This window comes from Litchfieldia sinesaloumensis, assembly GCF_900156865.1.
Lineage (GTDB): Bacteria > Bacillota > Bacilli > Bacillales > Bacillaceae_L > Ferdinandcohnia > Ferdinandcohnia sinesaloumensis.
The window spans coordinates 2,414,122-2,432,618 of sequence record NZ_LT732529.1; the positions used below are offsets into that span (position 1 = coordinate 2,414,122).

The 18,497-nt window shown below is 37.7% G+C and carries 19 protein-coding genes and 1 other annotated feature; of the genes, 5 read left to right on the forward strand and 14 right to left on the reverse strand.

Annotated features, from left to right (window positions below; all coding sequences use genetic code 11):
* Window positions 1–35: 35 nt before the first annotated feature.
* The 8 genes from CZ490_RS11985 to CZ490_RS12020 all read right to left on the reverse strand — a co-directional run bounded on the left by CZ490_RS11985 (window position 36) and on the right by CZ490_RS12020 (window position 7,122).
* Window positions 36–971 (reverse strand): diacylglycerol/lipid kinase family protein, encoded by a 936-nt coding sequence (locus tag CZ490_RS11985; protein WP_077619119.1) that lies wholly within the window; start codon window positions 969–971, stop codon window positions 36–38.
* A 97-nt stretch (window positions 972–1,068) separates the two neighbouring features.
* Window positions 1,069–1,956, reverse strand: a complete 888-nt coding sequence (locus CZ490_RS11990) for a glucanohydrolase (RefSeq protein ID WP_077619120.1) — start codon at window positions 1,954–1,956, stop codon at window positions 1,069–1,071.
* 75 nt (window positions 1,957–2,031) lie between these two features.
* Window positions 2,032–2,718: an LrgB family protein gene (locus tag CZ490_RS11995; RefSeq protein ID WP_077619121.1), complete on the reverse strand. Its 687-nt coding sequence runs from the start codon at window positions 2,716–2,718 to the stop codon at window positions 2,032–2,034.
* Window positions 2,715–3,104: a CidA/LrgA family holin-like protein gene (locus CZ490_RS12000; protein WP_077619122.1), complete on the reverse strand. Its 390-nt coding sequence runs from the start codon at window positions 3,102–3,104 to the stop codon at window positions 2,715–2,717. The genes CZ490_RS11995 and CZ490_RS12000 overlap by 4 nt, the downstream gene beginning before the upstream one ends.
* 28 nt (window positions 3,105–3,132) lie before the next feature.
* The gene (gene thpR, locus CZ490_RS12005; RefSeq protein ID WP_077619123.1) at window positions 3,133–3,699 is read right to left on the reverse strand and encodes an RNA 2',3'-cyclic phosphodiesterase; all 567 of its coding nucleotides are present in this window, start codon (window positions 3,697–3,699) and stop codon (window positions 3,133–3,135) included.
* 141 nt (window positions 3,700–3,840) lie between these two features.
* Window positions 3,841–5,250, reverse strand: coding sequence for a dipeptidase PepV (gene pepV, locus CZ490_RS12010; RefSeq protein ID WP_077619124.1), 1,410 nt, complete (start codon window positions 5,248–5,250; stop codon window positions 3,841–3,843).
* Window positions 5,251–5,261: 11 nt separating this feature from the next.
* Window positions 5,262–6,407: an ABC transporter permease gene (locus tag CZ490_RS12015; protein ID WP_077619125.1), complete on the reverse strand. Its 1,146-nt coding sequence runs from the start codon at window positions 6,405–6,407 to the stop codon at window positions 5,262–5,264.
* Window positions 6,400–7,122, reverse strand: a complete 723-nt coding sequence (locus tag CZ490_RS12020) for an ABC transporter ATP-binding protein (RefSeq protein ID WP_077619126.1) — start codon at window positions 7,120–7,122, stop codon at window positions 6,400–6,402. Before CZ490_RS12020 ends, CZ490_RS12015 begins: the two co-directional genes overlap by 8 nt.
* A gap of 356 nt (window positions 7,123–7,478) precedes the next feature.
* Between CZ490_RS12020 and CZ490_RS12025 the strand changes: the two genes are divergently transcribed.
* Window positions 7,479–7,697 (forward strand): DeoR family transcriptional regulator, encoded by a 219-nt coding sequence (locus CZ490_RS12025; RefSeq protein ID WP_077619127.1) that lies wholly within the window; start codon window positions 7,479–7,481, stop codon window positions 7,695–7,697.
* 129 nt (window positions 7,698–7,826) lie between these two features.
* Here the strand turns inward: CZ490_RS12025 and CZ490_RS12030 are convergent, their stop codons facing one another.
* The gene (locus CZ490_RS12030) at window positions 7,827–8,540 is read right to left on the reverse strand and encodes a pseudouridine synthase (protein ID WP_077619128.1); all 714 of its coding nucleotides are present in this window, start codon (window positions 8,538–8,540) and stop codon (window positions 7,827–7,829) included.
* A 122-nt stretch (window positions 8,541–8,662) separates the two neighbouring features.
* On the opposite strand from CZ490_RS12030, the gene CZ490_RS12035 reads away from it, so the two are divergent.
* Window positions 8,663–8,872 carry a hypothetical protein gene (locus tag CZ490_RS12035; protein WP_077619129.1) on the forward strand — a complete coding sequence of 70 codons (210 nt, stop codon included), beginning with the start codon at window positions 8,663–8,665 and terminating at the stop codon, window positions 8,870–8,872.
* Between the two features lie 75 nt (window positions 8,873–8,947).
* On the opposite strand, the gene CZ490_RS12040 is transcribed toward CZ490_RS12035, so the two are convergent.
* A complete protein-coding gene (locus CZ490_RS12040; protein WP_077619130.1) occupies window positions 8,948–10,579 on the reverse strand; it encodes a putative polysaccharide biosynthesis protein in 1,632 nt (543 codons plus the stop codon).
* Window positions 10,580–10,788: 209 nt separating this feature from the next.
* Between CZ490_RS12040 and CZ490_RS12045 the strand changes: the two genes are divergently transcribed.
* Together CZ490_RS12045 and CZ490_RS12050 are read left to right on the forward strand one after the other, a co-directional pair.
* The gene (locus CZ490_RS12045) at window positions 10,789–11,187 is read left to right on the forward strand and encodes a thiol-disulfide oxidoreductase DCC family protein (protein ID WP_077619131.1); all 399 of its coding nucleotides are present in this window, start codon (window positions 10,789–10,791) and stop codon (window positions 11,185–11,187) included.
* 12 nt (window positions 11,188–11,199) lie between these two features.
* Window positions 11,200–12,474: a BaiN/RdsA family NAD(P)/FAD-dependent oxidoreductase gene (locus CZ490_RS12050; RefSeq protein ID WP_077619132.1), complete on the forward strand. Its 1,275-nt coding sequence runs from the start codon at window positions 11,200–11,202 to the stop codon at window positions 12,472–12,474.
* Window positions 12,475–12,505: 31 nt separating this feature from the next.
* Here CZ490_RS12050 and CZ490_RS12055 read toward each other — a convergent pair whose 3' ends face one another.
* The 3 genes from CZ490_RS12055 to CZ490_RS12065 all read right to left on the reverse strand — a co-directional run bounded on the left by CZ490_RS12055 (window position 12,506) and on the right by CZ490_RS12065 (window position 14,057).
* Window positions 12,506–12,691, reverse strand: coding sequence for a sporulation protein Cse60 (locus tag CZ490_RS12055; RefSeq protein WP_077619133.1), 186 nt, complete (start codon window positions 12,689–12,691; stop codon window positions 12,506–12,508).
* A 301-nt stretch (window positions 12,692–12,992) separates the two neighbouring features.
* Complete coding sequence (locus CZ490_RS12060; RefSeq protein WP_077619134.1) at window positions 12,993–13,523, reverse strand: hypothetical protein; 531 nt, start codon at window positions 13,521–13,523, stop codon at window positions 12,993–12,995.
* A gap of 234 nt (window positions 13,524–13,757) precedes the next feature.
* Window positions 13,758–14,057, reverse strand: coding sequence for a rhodanese-like domain-containing protein (locus CZ490_RS12065; RefSeq protein WP_077619135.1), 300 nt, complete (start codon window positions 14,055–14,057; stop codon window positions 13,758–13,760).
* A 277-nt stretch (window positions 14,058–14,334) separates the two neighbouring features.
* Between CZ490_RS12065 and CZ490_RS12070 the strand changes: the two genes are divergently transcribed.
* A complete protein-coding gene (locus CZ490_RS12070) occupies window positions 14,335–15,384 on the forward strand; it encodes a M42 family metallopeptidase (RefSeq protein ID WP_077619136.1) in 1,050 nt (349 codons plus the stop codon).
* 70 nt (window positions 15,385–15,454) lie between these two features.
* Here the strand turns inward: CZ490_RS12070 and leuS are convergent, their stop codons facing one another.
* A complete protein-coding gene (leuS, locus tag CZ490_RS12075; protein ID WP_077619137.1) occupies window positions 15,455–17,872 on the reverse strand; it encodes a leucine--tRNA ligase in 2,418 nt (805 codons plus the stop codon).
* Between the two features lie 68 nt (window positions 17,873–17,940).
* Window positions 17,941–18,178 (reverse strand) — a binding site (T-box leader).
* Between the last annotated feature and the right edge of the window lie 319 nt (window positions 18,179–18,497).

Genomic DNA, 18,497 nt, shown 5'->3' on the forward strand with positions numbered 1-18,497 from the left:
GGAACATTTTCACTAGAAAATGATACCAATTAGTCTTATTTTACCAAAAAGGGGATTTTTCTGTGTTGTACTTCAATCTGCACAGGGTTTTGACCAATTAATTCACCATCAGCATGAACCAACATTTTGTCGTCAGATTCCACACGTATAGTTGAACCTCTGTGCTGTGAAATTTCTTTAAACTTTGTATGAGTGCCCAAAAAAACAGTTATAAAAACAAATAGAAGCTTTATCCTAGAAAGATTATGAACAACTGTTATATCAAAATATCCATCAGTTGTCTTTGCCTTTGGGGCAATTTTCATCCCCCCACCATAATAAGGTTGATTCGATATTGTAACAAACCATACATTCTCATAATCAAAGTGTTTTCCGTCTACTTTTAACGAAACATTTGTAAGTTGATACGTAAAAAGAAGACGAATGAGAGCACCAACATATGTTAATGACCCTAAATGAACTTTATTTAAATAATGTTTCCATTTAGATTCATTTGTTAACTTTGAAACTGCGGCATCAAAACCTGCACCTAAGCTACTCACAAAATACGAGCTTTTTGCTCTTTCCTGAACCTTAACTTTTCCAATATCAAACAACTTTCCCCTACTTCCCTTATTCTTAATAATAAAGGAAAGTGCATCTAATGGAGATTTTGGAACGTTAAATCCTCTTGAAAAGTCATTTCCAGACCCCGCAGGAATGTATCCTACTTTTATCTTAGGGTAATACACCATGCCATTGACAACCTCATTAATCGTACCGTCACCACCAACAGCAATTACAGCCTCTACCTTATCCTCAAACATGGAACCAATTTGTCTTGCTAACTCCCCAGCATGTGAGGGATATTTTGTGAAGAAAGAGCGATAATTAATCTCTTTACGTTCAAGCTCGGTTTTTAGCTTATTCCAAACCTTTAACCCCTTACCATTTCCGGCCTTTTTGTTAACAATAAAAAGTAATAGTTTCATAGTTTATCCCCAAATTAATACGTCATCTATGCTTTAATAGTATTTTAAAACTGTGATGTTTACAATATGAAAAAAAAGGTGCAATCTCGGATGCACCCTAATCCATTCTCCGCACACAAACAGTCTGACAGTATTGTAATAAAGCGTTAGCACCTTTTAATTGCATATGTTTTAGAGGAGAACTCATTTTTCTCAAGCTTGAAAACCACTCTTCATAGTTTCGCTTCTCCACTAATTCCACATCATAAGGGACAAGTGGAAAATCAAAATAACCGGTCCGATTTAAAATTACTTTCCGAATCGGTAGTTCGATATCATATAAAGAATAAATGGTCCGTACAATACCATCCATCCTGTCAAGTTCAATCATCGGAGATAAAACCCTATTTTCTTGTTTACCATTTCGTTCAATCCAAAATCTTTCATTTGACCCTAGAAACACACTATTCTCTTCCCCTTCAAGAATTGTGATTAGCCAGGTTGTAGTGGGACTAACAATTACAATTTCAACTTCAACAGGTGCTTTTTTTAATTTAAAAATCGGTTTATAGAGAACCAGGTAAGTATCAGGAAATCGCTGAAGAAAATATTTTACGTTTGAATCTTTGTAAAATAGTTTATCAATATACGATTTTTCCCTTACTGTAGAACTTGCCCACTTCATCTGAAATTCAAAAATGCGGTCAAGAAAATCTTGCTTAAGCTCCTCCAGAGAATTTGGCCTTTTTGAAAATGCCGTTATATCTAACTCGTTTTGGGCGTCTTCTGTTATATGGTTTCTTTTTAAGCGTTGAAAAAATGAATGTTTTTCTATCGTTTGATTGATGAGTTTTTGATTTTTCACCTGACTTGTAGATGATTCCTCCCACTCAAGCTTCACTTTATTCCATTGCTGTTTTTTCAAGCGTATAAACTGGCTAGGATACCGAAACATATCAATCTCATACCTAGAAATATAGTCCTGCAATTTAATTAATTGTGCCAACTTTATTACACCTCATTAAAATACGTGGTCAAGAAGGATAGATAATATGCATGTACCCTTTTTGAATTGAAAATCCTAGAGAATTAGAGTAACTAGCACCGGTAACATAATTGACGTATATACGGCGCTCAAAATCATTGCAATCGAGCTAATCGCTCCTTCATTTGTTCCCATTTCCAATGCCCTAGACGTACCAATTCCATGCGATGCTGTACCAAAGCCTAAACCTATCCCCACAAAATGATGAACCTTTACCATTTTCAATAGTAGTGGACCAAACATGGCACCTGAAATCCCTGCAATCATCACATATACAGCCGCTAGAGCTGGGATCCCTCCTGTCACACTTGCAATATCCATTGCAACCGGCGTAGTCACTGATTTTGGCCCCAGTGATAGAATGATATCTAGATCAACTGCTAATACCTTAGAAAAATACAGCCCCGTTGCTATTCCAGTCGTGGAACCCACCAGAACACCTATAATAATGGGGACAAAGAATTCTTTTAAAGACTTGCGGTTTTGATACAGAGGATAAGCCAACGCAACAACCGCAGGTCCAAGAAGTTCATCGATCCATCTCCCGCCCAACATATAGGTATCATAAGGGATTGAAAAGATGATTAGAAAAAGAAGGACGACGAAGGTAGTTGTTGCAATAGGAACTAGCAATGGATTGGTGAAACGCTTATAAAGCTTTGTCATTACTAGAAAAACACCAATGGTACCGACAATTGAAGCAAGGGCAGATACTGTATTCATGCTCCAAACTCCTTCCCGATATTCTTGTCCTGCGTTTTCTTACTCGCTAATGTCCCGCCCACTACACCTGATATCATCATAACTAAGAATGTACTTAGTAGCACGAGAAGAACCGTAACAAAGCCCTTTCCTTTAAAAAAGGATAAGTAATCAATTATCCCTACGGTTGCTGGTACAAAAAGAAGTGCCAAGTAAGTAAGCAAAAACTGAGCACCATCCGCTAACCATTTTTCTTTTATAACCTTGGTTTGTAATAAAAAAAATAAAATAATCATTCCAATAATACTACTTGGAATAGACGTATTTAAAATTCCTTGAATGAACGCCCCCATCCAATAAATCGCATATAAAACGATAATCTGAATACAAATCCTAACATATTTCATAACAAGTTCCCCTTTGATGCAGTTCTTTTTAGCTCAAAGAAAATATAGATAACGGCTGATATTTAGGTGATCGTTGCAGATGAGTTTGATATAATACAAAATGCTCTGCTTTAAAAACGGATTTGTCTTCCCTTGGTTTTACAATTTCATTTAGACTGACTGAGGGAAATGAATCCTCCGAAAGCCATTTTCTTGCTATCGTAATATGTGGTGAAAATGGACGTTTATCAAGGGAAAAGCCCAAATTCACACATGCTTGATAAACCTCCTGTTGGAGCGTCATTAACGAATTACTTTCATTCACACCTGCCCATAAAATTCGAGGTGAATCGCTTCTCCCAAATGTCCCCAGTCCATTTAGTTGGAGAGGAAATGAAGCTTGTTTTTTTGCAATTTCTGGCATTCTTTTTTTGATTTCGGTTAATTGGCTAAACGATGCCTGTCCTCCTAAAAAAGCAAGGGTAATATGTAAATCTTCAGGGTGAACCCAAGACTTAAATGGTAGTCGTGGTTGTAGCATTTCTCTCCACTGATACAAAAGCTCCTTTGTCTCGGCTGGGAGTGCCAGTGCAAGAAAGTAATGGGTTTGCTGCATGTAAAGACCCCTTTTTAGGTTGATTTATTTCTTTATTTTAGCAAATTTATAAGTTAAGGGAAACTAAGGCAAAATAAATGGACACTAGCTATCTCCATTATGCTATATAGAAAACCCCACCATTGAGGCGGGCTTTTCATTTCATTTTGCAAGTTCATATATCGCCTGGGCGTAAATTGCTGTTGTTTTTACTAGATCATCTATATAAAAGTATTCATCCTTCTGGTGTGCTACATCAGGCCGACCTGGGAATAGAGGTCCAAAAGCAACACCTGCTTCTAAAGATCTTGCGTACGTACCTCCTCCGATTGAAACGAGTGTCGCCTCTTCACCTGTTTGTTCCTCATATACTTTTTGAAGGGTTCGAATTAACGGATGATTCTTGTCAACGTGATGAGGCGCTGAATTACTGTAATTCTCCAGTTTAAAACCAACTTTATCACTAATTTCCTCCAGCTTCTGTTTTGTACTATCCATATCGTTTGTTACAGGGTAACGTAGGTTCAATCCAAGTTGCCCTCCACGGTCAGCTGTATATGAAAGCTTCCCAACATTAATGGTTAGGTCACCTGTAATATCGTCACTGTAGGCAACACCTAAGCCTGTCCCTCTTGAATCACCAATGAAATATTCATTTATAAAGTTTATGTAGTGGTTTGCTTGTTCGTCCAAAGTATACCTTTCCAGAAAGGATGCCAAAAATAAACCAGCATTCTTACCATGTTCTGGCTCCATTCCGTGAGCAGACACTCCCTCAAGCTGAAATATGACAGTATTCTCATCACAAATACCTCGTCCAACTAGTGCGTTTTGCTGTAAGAATTCTTGATATTCTTCAACCATCTCCTGAAGTTCTCCTTCTCCTTCAAGCTTTGCCTCCGCGAAGTCAGGAACCATGTTGTAGCGAAGCCCTGATGTGAATGACTCTAACCGAAGTTTGCCGGTTGAAGGTAGCACCGTCTTTTGAACTAAATCAAAATCAGCTATTCCTTTTTCAGCATATATAATTGGAAAATCTGCGTCTGGGGCAAAGCCCATTGTTGGCATTTCTTCCTGTTTGAAATAGTGGTCAACACAACGCCAATCACTTTCTTCATCCGTTCCAATTATCATTCGAACCCGTTTAGTGAGCGGCAAATCTATTTCCTTGATAATTTTCATCGCGTAATATGCTGCCATCGTTGGCCCTTTATCATCCAAGGCTCCTCTTGCAACTATTTTTCCATCATGAATTTCTGCACCAAATGGATCACTCGACCAACCATCTCCCTCAGGCACGACATCTATATGGCACAAAATACCAACTAATTCGTCCCCTGAACCCATTTCTAGATGTCCAGCATAGCCGTCTACGTTTTTGGAGGTAAACCCATCCTCACTCCCTCTAGCTAATAAATACTGTAATGCCTCATCGATACCAGGTCCAAATGGTGCATTTGGAGTACCATTTTCCTCATCAAGGACACTTTTTATTTTCAAAAAATCTTGGGTATCTTTGATAAGTTGCTCTTTACGATTAATTACTTCATCTAGCCAATTAATTTGGTTCATATGGATTCTCCTTATACTATAATCAAAATTAATAAAAGTCCCACTATTGATATTACAGGTAGTGAAATGATGTTCACACTATAGTTTTCCGTCTGATACCAAATACTATCATCTTTTCTTAGCGTCACAATAAAATGATTGGACATGGTTCTTTTATATACAAGCTTTACCCATAACCTAAGAACTATGATAAAACAAATAAAGACCGTTAATTTAATCCACATTGGAGGTATGATTAACAAAGCCCCAGTTGTAACTCCTACTATTTGAAAGCACTGCAACAGATACATCTTGTTTCTAAAAAATACTTTCAAAAATAGCTCCTGTAAACTCCTGCTTCGATTACGGTTCTTATAAATCCTCTTTGACCTCCGATAAAAAAGAGGGCTCTTTTTCTTTTGGCTTGGGACTTTCTCAACATACTCTGAAAGAAGGAAAATGCTACTTACATATTTAAGTTTTATCAATTTCTCCATATCAACATCTTTGGAGAATGTCGTTAACTTCTTTAACTTCCTAGAAGAATAGACCTGGTAAACTCCCCATTGAAGTAGGCTGAATATCAATAAGATGATTGGAAAGTTGTCAATTGACCACGTCACAAGCGAAATAGTTAGTAAACCTAGTGCAACAAATAAGATTACTGAAATAAAGCCTTTCTTCCATGGCGAAGTCATATCTTCCAGGTACTGTTTTCCACCGAGAATAAGAGCTTTAAGGCTGATAAAATAGAAAGATAGGATGATAACCTCAATTAGTGATAGGTTGTAATGGTTGAATAAAATTGGAGCTAATATCCCAATAAGAAGGAGTAATGCTACACTAAAACCTATTACAAAAAGATTACGTGTTGATTTTTTCAAGCCTATAATAAGTGAACGTTTTTGAAGTAAGAATAACTGATCAGCGTCTTCTAAAAATGTCCGGATATGCCCCTGCCAACATACTAGATAGAGAAGGGTAATAACTAGTTGGAATGGTAATCCTTCCATCCAGCCGGGAACTTGAAGCCACCAGTGGTAGTAGTGGTAACCTCCAATAGCGAGCGCAGGAATGAATAAATACAGAAAAATTATCCAGTCGACTACACTTTTAAATACACCCCATTGATATGCTATTTCCTTACGAAGACGAGTTGTAAATAAACGGTTACTCATTAGTCATAACACCTTGCACAATTTTGTTGAAGCTTTGTAGAAGTGCAGAACCAGGTAGATTCGCCTTTATTCGAATTTCTTCAAGAGTACCTTCTGCACGAAGTTTTCCATTCGTTACTAACAAGAAACGGTCACATACCTTTTCAGCTGTATCTAAAACATGTGTACTCATTAGAATCCCCGCCCCACGCTGCTTCTCCAACTCAATCAATGTTAAAAAGTCCTGCATCGCCATCGGGTCTAATCCTACAAATGGTTCATCAATAATATAAATATCAGGTTTAATTAGAAACGCAGTTATGAGCATGACCTTTTGTTGCATTCCTTTTGAGAAGGTACTCGGTAGCTTGTGAATCACATTCTCCATATGAAAGAGTCTAACTAGTCTCATTGCCCTTTCATTAAACTGTACTTCATCAATCTCCATTACCCCAGCTGCAAGGTCAAGATGTTCCCATAAGGTCAATTCATCATAAAAAACCGGCCTTTCCGGAATATACGCATATGTATGATTATTGATAAAATCAATTTTGCTATTCGTATTTTCTAGTAATCCAAGGATTGTCTTAATTGTCGTACTTTTCCCTGCTCCGTTTGGACCGATAAGACCAACGATTTCACCTCGATTGATGGAAAAAGAAAGATTCTCAACAATTTTATGATTTTCCCCATAACCTGAATCCTGTATTGAGACCTCTAATAAAGTCTGTTTCATATACCATCCCTCCCCCCTTACATACGATTTTTCCTAGAAAAGGTTACAAGTATCGACATCCTTTACCAAAATGTAATAAAAATGTAAAAAACAGAATAGTAGAAATAATTTATGATAATAATAAGAGTAGATGTAGTTTTTTGATAATTTATACAGAAATAGTCATACTATTCAGATACAACTATATATATATAGCAAACGCACCTGTAAGGAAAAGAGGTGGTCTGGGACATCTATAAAAGTTTGCTTGTTTAAAATATGAATACTTGTCACCATTTGCTATTTTTGGATATCAATACGGTTGAAATAAGACTGAGGCATGTTTAACATGTACAAAGATGATAAGGAGTGGTTTTTTGAAACCTTCAACAAACCGTATGTTAACTCGTATCAAATCAGTCTACATGTTTATTAATGAAAAAGGGACTGTAACAACACAGGAGCTTGTGGATGAATTCGGTATTACACCTAGAACCATTCAGCGCGATTTGAATGTGTTAGCATATAATGATTTGGTTCGCAGCCCTAGTCGTGGAAAATGGACAATTACTAAAAAGAAAGTTAAAATATCGTAACACTAAACAATAGGGGCGCTATAAGAAGGTAGCAAATCTTTTCACAATAGAAGGCCTTTTCATACAGATACATACAATAAACCATATATACATCAAAGGGGCTGTCACATTGACAACCCCTTTTTCAATTTACGTATTCTTCTTTAATAGATTAACCTCATCCTCAGTTAACTCTCGATACTCCCCTAGCTGTAGTTCTTCATCTAGTGGCAAAGGTCCCATTTTAATTCTTTTTAAATATACAACCCGCTTTCCAACGGCTTGAAACATTCGTTTTACTTGATGGAATTTCCCCTCTTCGATAATAACTTCAATTTCCGAACGTAACCCACTGCTGATAATCGTTAACACTGCTGGCATTGTTTCATACCCATCATCTAAAGTCACGCCATTTCTAAATGCTTCTACATCCTCTTCCGTTACCTCTCCCTCAATTACCGCTATATATGTTTTGGGAACATGCTTTTTGGGAGAAAGTAGCTGGTGTGCAAGCTGCCCATCATTTGTTAATAGTAATAGACCTTCTGTATCCTTGTCCAAACGACCTACTGGAAAAGGTCTATAGACAGCGTCTTCCATTTCTAACAAATCAAGGACAGTGTCATGGAGGTGATCCTCAGTGGCTGAAATGACCCCTTGAGGTTTATTTAACATTAAATAGATAAATTCCTTATATTCAATTACCTCACCATGTACAGTAACTGTGTCAGTTTCTACCTTTACATGCTTACTTGAATCTTTAACAGGTGTACCATTAATTTGAACTGCTCCTGATTTTAGTAAGCCTTTGACTTCTTTTCGACTACCAAAGCCTCGATTGGCAAGTAATTTATCGATTCGCACGCTACTACCTCCTTAAACTCCGCTAATACCCATCTTTACTAGAATAGGCGTTTTATTCATAGCACAAACGCCCTAAGCACATACACTAATATCGTATCTAAAAAGATAAGGAGCGATACACTATGTATTATTATGATTATCGTCAACAACCTCAGGGCTTCTTCCCAGGATTTCCTGGTTTTCCAGGTGGCGGTGGTGGTGGCGGGAATGTTGACCGTCGAATCGATCGTCTAGAGCGACAAATTCAAAGACTTGAAGTTCAAATTGATCGTTTAGACCGACGTGTCGACCGCATCGAACGCCGATTAGGATTCGGTACTTTCCAAGGCTAATGTCTTGGATGCACCTTCTAACCACTGATACCTCACACACTAAATTGGACTAATGGTTCAAAAAAAGGCTGTTACTTACCCAACAGCCTTTTTCCCTTTTCTTGATAAAGAAGCAAATCGATTACCCAGGAGTACTTCCAATAGACGAGAACGATACGCTACATATAGATACACAGCAGCACCAACCCCAACACCTACAAGAAGAACAAATACTGATTGCATTCTACCATCCTCATAGCCAATCACAAATGATAAAACCCATTTAATTGCCATAATAGCTAATGCCATAAAAGTAGCAAAAATTGCCATCAACAATGTGCGTCTGGCAAATAATGAATAACTGTAACCTGCATGTCTTGAAATCATCCAGAAACAATACGCAATTGCGATTGTGTATCCTAAAGCTGTTGCAAGTATCGAACCAATCTCACCAAACCATGTGATAAATAGGCTATTAAAACTTATTTTAATGATTAGCCCCCCGAACAGACTAACAACAGCAAATTTTTGCTTGTTAATACCCTGTAAAATGGCAGCTGAGATTGAGTAAAATGAAAATAGAATTGCAACAGGTGCATACCATCTTAATATCCTACCACCTGCCTCACTCATTTCAAATAGAGCATAAAAGGCAGGATAAGCTAAAACCGATAATCCAACAACTGCTGGTAAAACCAATAATACACAGATTTGAAATGACTTATCAATTTGGCTTCTAAGCAGTTTGAAATCTCCTGCTGTAAATGAATTTGTAATCGTTGGAACTAACGTCAAGCTAAATGCAGTTGCTAGCGAGACAGGAATCATGACTAATTTGGGAACCATAAAAGTTACATATCCAAAGAGGCCCTCTGCTACATCCTTGTCCAACCCGGTTGCCCTCATTGTTCGGTTAAAGGTAAGTTGGTCCACATATTGATAAAGTGGAATTGCTAAACCTACTAAAACAAACGGCCCAGCATAAGATAGTAACTCCCTGAACATTTTCTTTGTTGTCATGTCAGACTGTGGTCTACTTTTAGCTAGCATTTCATCTAAATAAGGCTTTCGTTTAAACCAAAACCAAAGAAGTACTGCGAGTCCACCCAGAGCTCCAACAAATGCTCCAAATGTGGCTAAACCGACTGCAAATACCCTCTCACCATCGATTACCTTCATCACAATAAAGGTGGCTGCAAGGACAAAAGCGATACGGACAATTTGTTCTATAACCTGGGAAACCGCTGTTGGTCCCATGGATTGGTGTCCTTGGAAAAAGCCCCGCTGAATACTCATAATTGGCACAACAAGTAGAGCAAAACTTACCATTCGAATTACATATGTAACATCTTCAACTGTATTACCTAATTCTCCGCCACCACCAAGTACTATTGGTGCAAGAGTAGGTGCAAATAAATTAAGTATAGTAAATCCTAAAAGGCCTGTAATACCCATCAAGACTAGTCCAGATTTATACATCCTTATCCCAGTATGATAGTCACCTAATGAGTTATATTTCGAAACGAATTTTGATACAGCAGCTGGAATACCTGCCGTTGATATAAATAAAAAGATTGAATACTGTGCATATCCGTATGAATAAAGTGCGGAACCAAGATCTCCTACTAAATACACAAATGGAAAAACATAAATCATCCCTAGTATTCGAGAAATATATGTAGCAAGGGTCAAAACAAACGTCCCACGCAGTAATTTCGAATCAGACATATAAAATCCCCAATCATTAAATTTGAAGACTAACTAATCAAGTTTAGCATATTTACTATTATTATGAACCTATAATATTTAGGCTATTTAATGAAATATTGTAAGCTATTACTTCAACATGTATAGTTTAGACTTGTTAGTATTGAAATTCAACAATTTCTAATCCCATGATATGATATAAGAAGGAAACCATAGGAGAGTGTGAAGCCATGAATGATATTATTTTATTTGATGGCATTTGTAATTTTTGCAATAGCAGTGTGCAATTTATTTTAAAAAGGGATTATAATCAACGGTATCACTTTGCTTCCCTTCAAAGTGAAGCTGGAAAAGAATTGTTAAAAAAGCATGGTATACCTGAAGATATTAATAGTTTTGTCTTAATTGAAGGAGATTGTTATTATACAAAATCAAGTGCTGCACTAAGAATCTGTCGAAACCTCAAAAGGCCTTATCAATTCCTTGCCATTTTTAGATTTGTACCAGCACCAATTAGGGATATATTTTATCAAGTAATTGCCAATAATCGTTATAAATGGTTCGGAAAACAAGAAAGCTGTATGCTTCCTACTCCAGAAACCCGAAAGCGATTTTTAGATTCCAAATAAGGAGTGTTTGATTTGCAGTATGATGTAATTGTAATTGGAGGAGGCCCATCTGGCTTAATGGCTGCGATTGCTGCTGGAGAGCAAGGTGCAAAGGTCCTCCTATTAGATAAAGGAAACAAACTCGGGAGAAAGCTTGCCATTTCAGGTGGAGGGCGTTGCAATGTTACAAATCGACTCCCGATTGAAGAAATTATCAAACATATCCCAGGTAATGGTCGATTTTTATATAGTGCATTTTCTGTATTCAATAACGAAGATATAATCGGGTTCTTCGAAAAGCTGGGGATTCAGTTGAAAGAAGAGGACCACGGTAGAATGTTTCCAACAACGAATAAAGCCCAGTCTGTTGTAGATGCTCTCCTAAAACGCCTTGAATCTCTAGATGTGCATGTTGAAACAAATACGCCAGTCTCGAAGCTAGAATATGAGAATGGACAGGTAGCAGGTGTATGCTTGCAAAATGGTAGGTATATAAAGGCGGGTAGTATCGTTGTTGCTGTTGGTGGCAAATCTGTTCCTCAAACTGGCTCTACTGGGGACGGCTATGCTTGGGCGGAGGCAGCCGGACATACCATTACAGATCTCTTCCCTACAGAAGTACCTGTTACTTCTGATGAAAACTTTATTAAAAATAAATCACTTCAAGGACTTGCATTACGAGACGTTGCCGTTAGTGTCCTAAATCCGAAAGGTAAAATAGTTATAACTCATCAAATGGACATGCTGTTCACTCACTTTGGCATTTCCGGTCCAGCTGTTTTGCGCTGTAGCCAGTTTGTCGTAAAAACAATGAAAAAATTTAAAGTGGACCGTGTCCTAATGAGCATTGATGCACTACCATCAATGAATGAAGAGCAAATCTTTCAGCAAATTCTAAAGCTAGCAAAAGAGGAGCCCAAAAAAGCCATAAAGAATATTTTAAAAGGATTTTTGCCAGAACGGTATCTTTTATTTTTATTAGAAAAAAATGCAATTGATCCACAGGTAACATTTGCAAACATGTCTCATGAACGGATTCGTGCATTTGCTAGGGATTGTAAACAATTTCAATTCACTGTCAATGGTACATTGCCAATTGAAAAAGCATTTGTAACCGGTGGTGGTGTTTCAATCAAAGAAATTCATCCAAAGGAAATGGAATCAAAGCTAATGAGAGGACTCTTTTTCTGTGGAGAAATCCTTGATATTCACGGATATACAGGAGGCTACAATATCACATCGGCACTTGTGACAGGAAGATTAGCAGGTGAAAACGCTGGAAAACAAGCTATATCCATTCAAGAGTAAAACAGAGCCTAACTCACGTTCATCCTGTGAGTTAGGCTCTGTATATGACCATCGCAGAAAAACAAAAGATTTGTTCATCATCTTGGTCGCAAGAAACGCCAACCTGGAACTTAACATCAATAATATCGCCTTCACCCACTTGCTCTAAAAAACGATTCATCTTATGCTCAAGGTCCTCTTCATGGTCCTCATCAAAGACCTTTACCTTCAAAGCCATAACCTCCACCTCCATCACTAGTATTGACAGAGTTTTAGATTTATAAGCTTACAAACTAAGTTTTTCTGATTACTACTAAGAGTGATCATCTGGTGTTGCATACAGCATTAGCCCTTTATTCAGTAATGTTTTCCCGGTTTTTTCCATTTGCAATGCCTTATCTACGCTTTATGAAGTATCATTTTCTAGGTTCTTCCATTCGTGATGCCTTATCGACACTTTATTAAGCATCCTTTTTCAAGGTTTCCCCTACTCAATAACAAATTTTCCTCTTCTCCTAATCACACCAGATCTACCCCTTCTAACGAGGCTCTCTTCTGGTCATAAGCCCTGTAAACAAAAAGCATGTTATGAATGCTCCCGAGGTGACTACAATGGCCATGACAAGTCCGATAAAGGCCATAAATGTATCGTCCCCTGGAAATTGAGGTTCGAGTGTAGCAATCATGTAGATGAATACAAGAGTAAGAATTAAATAAAAGCTACTACCGATAAACCCTCTTAGTAACTGTCCTTTCCTCTCACCTATCCACGCATGTTGTATGATAATCCAAGCACCTAAGCTAACAACAACAGCACCTACCATTATGAATAAATGGATATAGGGAATCAGCAGGAAACTCAAACCGTATAATATTAGTAATGTTGCTCCGAATAAAACCCCATTTAACACAAATAAGAATCCCCCACTGAGCCATGGATTTTGGAACCACCGATAGCCTGATAGCTTCTTGACGAGCCTATTACTCGGACCAACAAGACGCACAAGTCTTTCACGATAGATCCCAGTGAGAATCAATAAACATACTCCTAACAATAATATAATCGTCATTTTCTCCACCTCTAAATTCTTTAATATTATAAGTGTACGAATAATAGGTATAATCTCATTTTAACGATATTTTTATCGAGTTTCAATAATTAATTACCGTTTATTGCTATTTAGTTATCGTTAAATATAAAACTCAATACATGAAATAAATAAAAGCGTGAATTCCCATTAGAATTCACGCTTAAACTTATCCTTTGAACACCTATTTTATTTTTTTGGACAACATGCCCTTTATTATTTCGTTTCTCCTGTCCAGTTCAACATCCCGCCAACCATATTTCTTACTTTGTAACCTTGGTCTTCAAGATATGCGCAGACATTGAAACTTCTTCCACCTGAACGACAGATAATAATGTATTCTTTCTCTTTATCAAAGTAATCAAGATTGTCTGGGATTTCGCCCATTTTAATATGTTTTGCTCCTGGGATCATCCCCTCTATTACTTCTTCATCTTCTCGGACATCGACAAGCTCTAGTTTTTCACCTTTTTCAAGTTTTTGCTTCAGTTCTTCTGTTGTTATTTCTTCAATCATTTAGTCCCATCCTTTCACATCTATCTCGACCATTATAGCAAAACAAAAATACGGATTACAATTTTCCAAAACCTCACTTTTTCATGAATTTGGAAGACTAGAAATTCCAGATTAAAAAGAGTATGATGTAACTAGCTTAACTTTAAAAGTTCCTCAATTAAAATGAGGGGAAAAGCTGAATAAAGTTAAAGCCTCCGGCGGATGCCACAGATTTTCAAAGGTAGCTTTTCGAGCATGCTCGAAAAAGGCGCATTTGATTTAATAGGGGGAAAAGAAGTTGACTTATCCAAATACAGGTGAAACCATTGAACTTATAAAAGAGCTCGTTTCAATTCCAAGTCCATCTGGAAACACAAATGAAGTAATTACCTTCGTAGAGAACCTACTTAAAGAGGCAAATGTTGATACATATCGTAATCGTAAAGGCGGTCTTATCGCAACTATTCCGGGAAAGGATACTCAAAAACATCGTATGCTTACAGCTCACGTGGACACTTTGGGGGCTATCGTCAAGGAAATTAAGCCAAGTGGCCGACTAAAGCTTGATTTAATTGGTGGCTTTAAATACAACTCCATTGAAGGGGAATACTGCCGAATCGAAACCTCAACTGGTAAGTTCTTTAGTGGTACTATTTTGATGCATCAGCAGTCCGTACATGTATATAAAGACGCAGGCAAAGCGGAACGCAACCAAGAAAACATGGAGGTTCGAATCGATGAAAAAGTAACAAATGCGGACGAGGTCCGTGCGCTTGGAATAGAAGTAGGAGATTTTGTTTCATTCAATCCACGAGTTGAAGTAACAGGAAACGGCTATATTAAATCTCGCCACTTGGATGATAAAGCAAGCGTGGGGATCCTTCTTCAATTAATTAAACAAATCAAAACAGAAAGCATCGAACTTCCATATACAACACATTTTCTTATATCGAATAATGAGGAAATCGGATATGGTGGGAACTCAAATATAACTCCTGAAACTGTAGAATATTTGGCGGTGGATATGGGGGCAATGGGTGATGGTCAATCAACTGATGAATATACTGTTTCGATTTGTGTGAAGGATGCAAGTGGACCCTACCATTACGCTTTTCGGAAAAAGCTTGTGCAACTTGCCGAAAAACATGAAATTGGCTATAAGCTAGATATTTACCCATACTATGGTTCCGATGCATCTGCAGCCATTCGCTCTGGACATGATATTATCCACGGATTAATCGGGCCTGGAATTGATTCTTCACATGCATTTGAAAGAACACATCAGGATTCAATCGAAAATACAACAAAATTAATTTATCATTATCTTCAATCTGAAATGGTTGAATAATGATTAAGGATGCCTGTATGGTGTCCTTTTTCATTGAAGAAAAGCCCTCAATCATTGAGGGCTTTTCTTATTAATTCGCTACAATATTAACAAGCTTTCCTGGTACTGCAATAACCTTACGTACTGTTTTACCTTCGATTTGTTCTTTAATTGGGTCTGCACCCATTGCAATTTGCTCAAGTACCTCTTTAGTTGCATCCGCCGGAACATGAAGCTTAGCTTTTACCTTTCCGTTTACCTGGATGACAATTTCGATTTCTGATTCAACTAATTTTGCCTCATCAAATGCTGGCCATGATTCATACGCAATCGAACCAGCGTTACCAAGTTTCTCCCACAACTCTTCTGACAAGTGTGGAGCAACTGGGGATAGTAGTTTTACAAAGCCCTCAATAAACGGCTTCGGTAATACAGACGCTTTATAAGCTTCATTGATGAATACCATTAATTGTGAAATCGCCGTATTAAAGTGTAATGCTTCGTAATCCTCCGTTACCTTTTTCACGGTTTGGTGATACACGCGTTCTAGCGATGTGTCATTAGAATCACTTTGTACTTTTGATGTTAGATTACCATTATCATTAATAAGTAGTCGCCAAATACGATCTAGGAAACGACGAGATCCATCAAGTCCATTTGTTGACCATGCAATTGAAGCGTCTAATGGTCCCATAAACATTTCATATAAGCGTAGGGTATCTGCACCATGTGACTCTATAATATCATCCGGATTTACAACATTACCTTTTGATTTACTCATTTTTTCATTACCTTCGCCCAAGATCATACCTTGGTTGAAAAGCTTTTGGAATGGTTCTTTCGTTGTAACAACACCTATATCATATAATACTTTATGCCAGAATCTCGCGTACAACAAGTGAAGAACAGCATGCTCTGCTCCACCAATATAAATATCAACTGGTAACCACTCTTTTAATTTGTCTGGATCAGCTAGAGCTTCTTCATTATGCGGATCAATGTAACGTAGATAATACCAGCAGCTACCTGCCCATTGTGGCATTGTATTTGTTTCACGGCGGCCTTTTTTACCAGTTTTCTCGTCCACAACATTAACCCATTCCTCAATATTCGCTAATGGTGATTCACCAGTTCCAGATGGCTTGATTTCCTTCGTTTTAGGAAGCATTAGCGGAAGCTCTTCTACCGGAACAGTTGTCATTGTTCCATCTTCCCATTGAATAATTGGAATTGGTTCACCCCAATATCGTTGACGGCTAAATAACCAATCGCGTAGCTTATAGGTAATTTCCTTCTTACCAATCTTATTTTCCTCTAACCATGCAATCATCTTACTAATTGCTTCTTCTTTGTTTAGACCATTTAAAAATTGCGAATTTACATGTTCACCGTCACCAGTATATGCTTCTTTAGAAACATCACCGCCAGCAACAACTTCTTTAATTGGCAATTCAAATACTTTAGCAAACTCGTAGTCACGCTCATCATGGGCTGGAACTGCCATAATCGCTCCTGTACCATAACTCATTAACACATAATCTGCTATCCAGATTGGCATTTTTTCTTGGTTTACAGGATTGATGGCATATGCACCAGTAAATACACCTGTTTTGTCTTTCGCAAGGTCTGTACGTTCTAAATCGCTCTTACTCTTTATTTTTTCTACGTAAGCATTGACAGCTTCCTTTTGTTCAGGAGTTGTGATTTTATCAACGAACGGATGCTCAGGAGAAAGTACTGCATAAGTAGCACCAAATAAGGTATCCGGACGAGTTGTGAACACCGTAAAGGTTTCATCATGACCGTCAATCGTAAAGGTTACATGTGCTCCTTCTGAACGACCAATCCAGTTGCGTTGCATTTCTTTTAAGCTCTCTGGCCAATCAAGCTCATCTAAATCTTGTAGTAATCTCTCTGCATATGCAGTTATTCGTAAGACCCATTGTCTCATTGGGCGTCTTTCTACAGGGTGTCCTCCACGTTCACTTTTCCCATCGATTACTTCTTCGTTAGCAAGCACAGTTCCCAATGCAGGACACCAGTTAACAGGAATTTCATCAACGTATGCTAACCCTTTTTCATATAGTTTTGTGAAAATCCATTGCGTCCATTTATAGTATTTAGGATCTGTTGTGTTAATTTCACGATCCCAATCATATGAGAATCCAAGTTCTTTAATTTGACGACGGAAGGTATTAATATTTTTCTCCGTAAATTCAGCTGGGTCGTTACCTGTGTCTAATGCATATTGCTCAGCTGGTAAACCAAACGCATCCCATCCCATTGGATGAAGAACGTTGTATCCTTGCATCCTCTTCATTCTTGATAAAATATCAGTAGCTGTATAGCCTTCAGGATGCCCCACGTGCAGTCCCGCTCCAGAAGGATATGGGAACATGTCTAATGCATAGAATTTACGCTTCCCTTTGTCTTCAGTTGTCTTAAATGTTTTGTTCTGTTCCCAGTACTGCTGCCATTTTTTCTCGATCTTTTGGTGATTAAAACTCATAAGACTTCCTCCTTAATCAGTTAACGAATACTAAAAAAAGTATAAAAAAACAAAAAACCTCTAATCCCAAAAGGGACGAGAGGATATGTATTCTTCCCGCGGTACCACCCACATTAGTGACAAACAAGTGCACTCACTTCATTCATCCTTAACGCGGATCACACGACAAGCACTAATTTGCTATTCTTTAGCAGTTCATACTTGTTGCTCCAAGGCGAGTTCATGTTCATCAACGATTGACTTGCACCACCCGTCAACTCTCTATAACGTATATAGAACATTACTACTCCTATTCAACGCTTCATTTTATTGATTATATTCAGTATTGTATAGAATTTGTGAAAGAACTGCAAGTATAATTGGAAAAATTGGGCTTTTCCCCATCCATTATACCCACTATTACTTCTACTATACTACCTTATCCACACTTTTTATAGTGAATATTCGTTCCTCTTTGTTATGAGAGTCAATCTAATTTTCCACCTTAAAATAGAGGAAATTCCGGCCAACTTTGTGAAGATTTTTTTACTAAAAACAGCGTTTTGATAGCGTTTAAACCCTTATCACTATTGGAAAGGTGTTAAAATGCTCACCTTTTCACAAACTGTCCACAGATTAAGTCGAA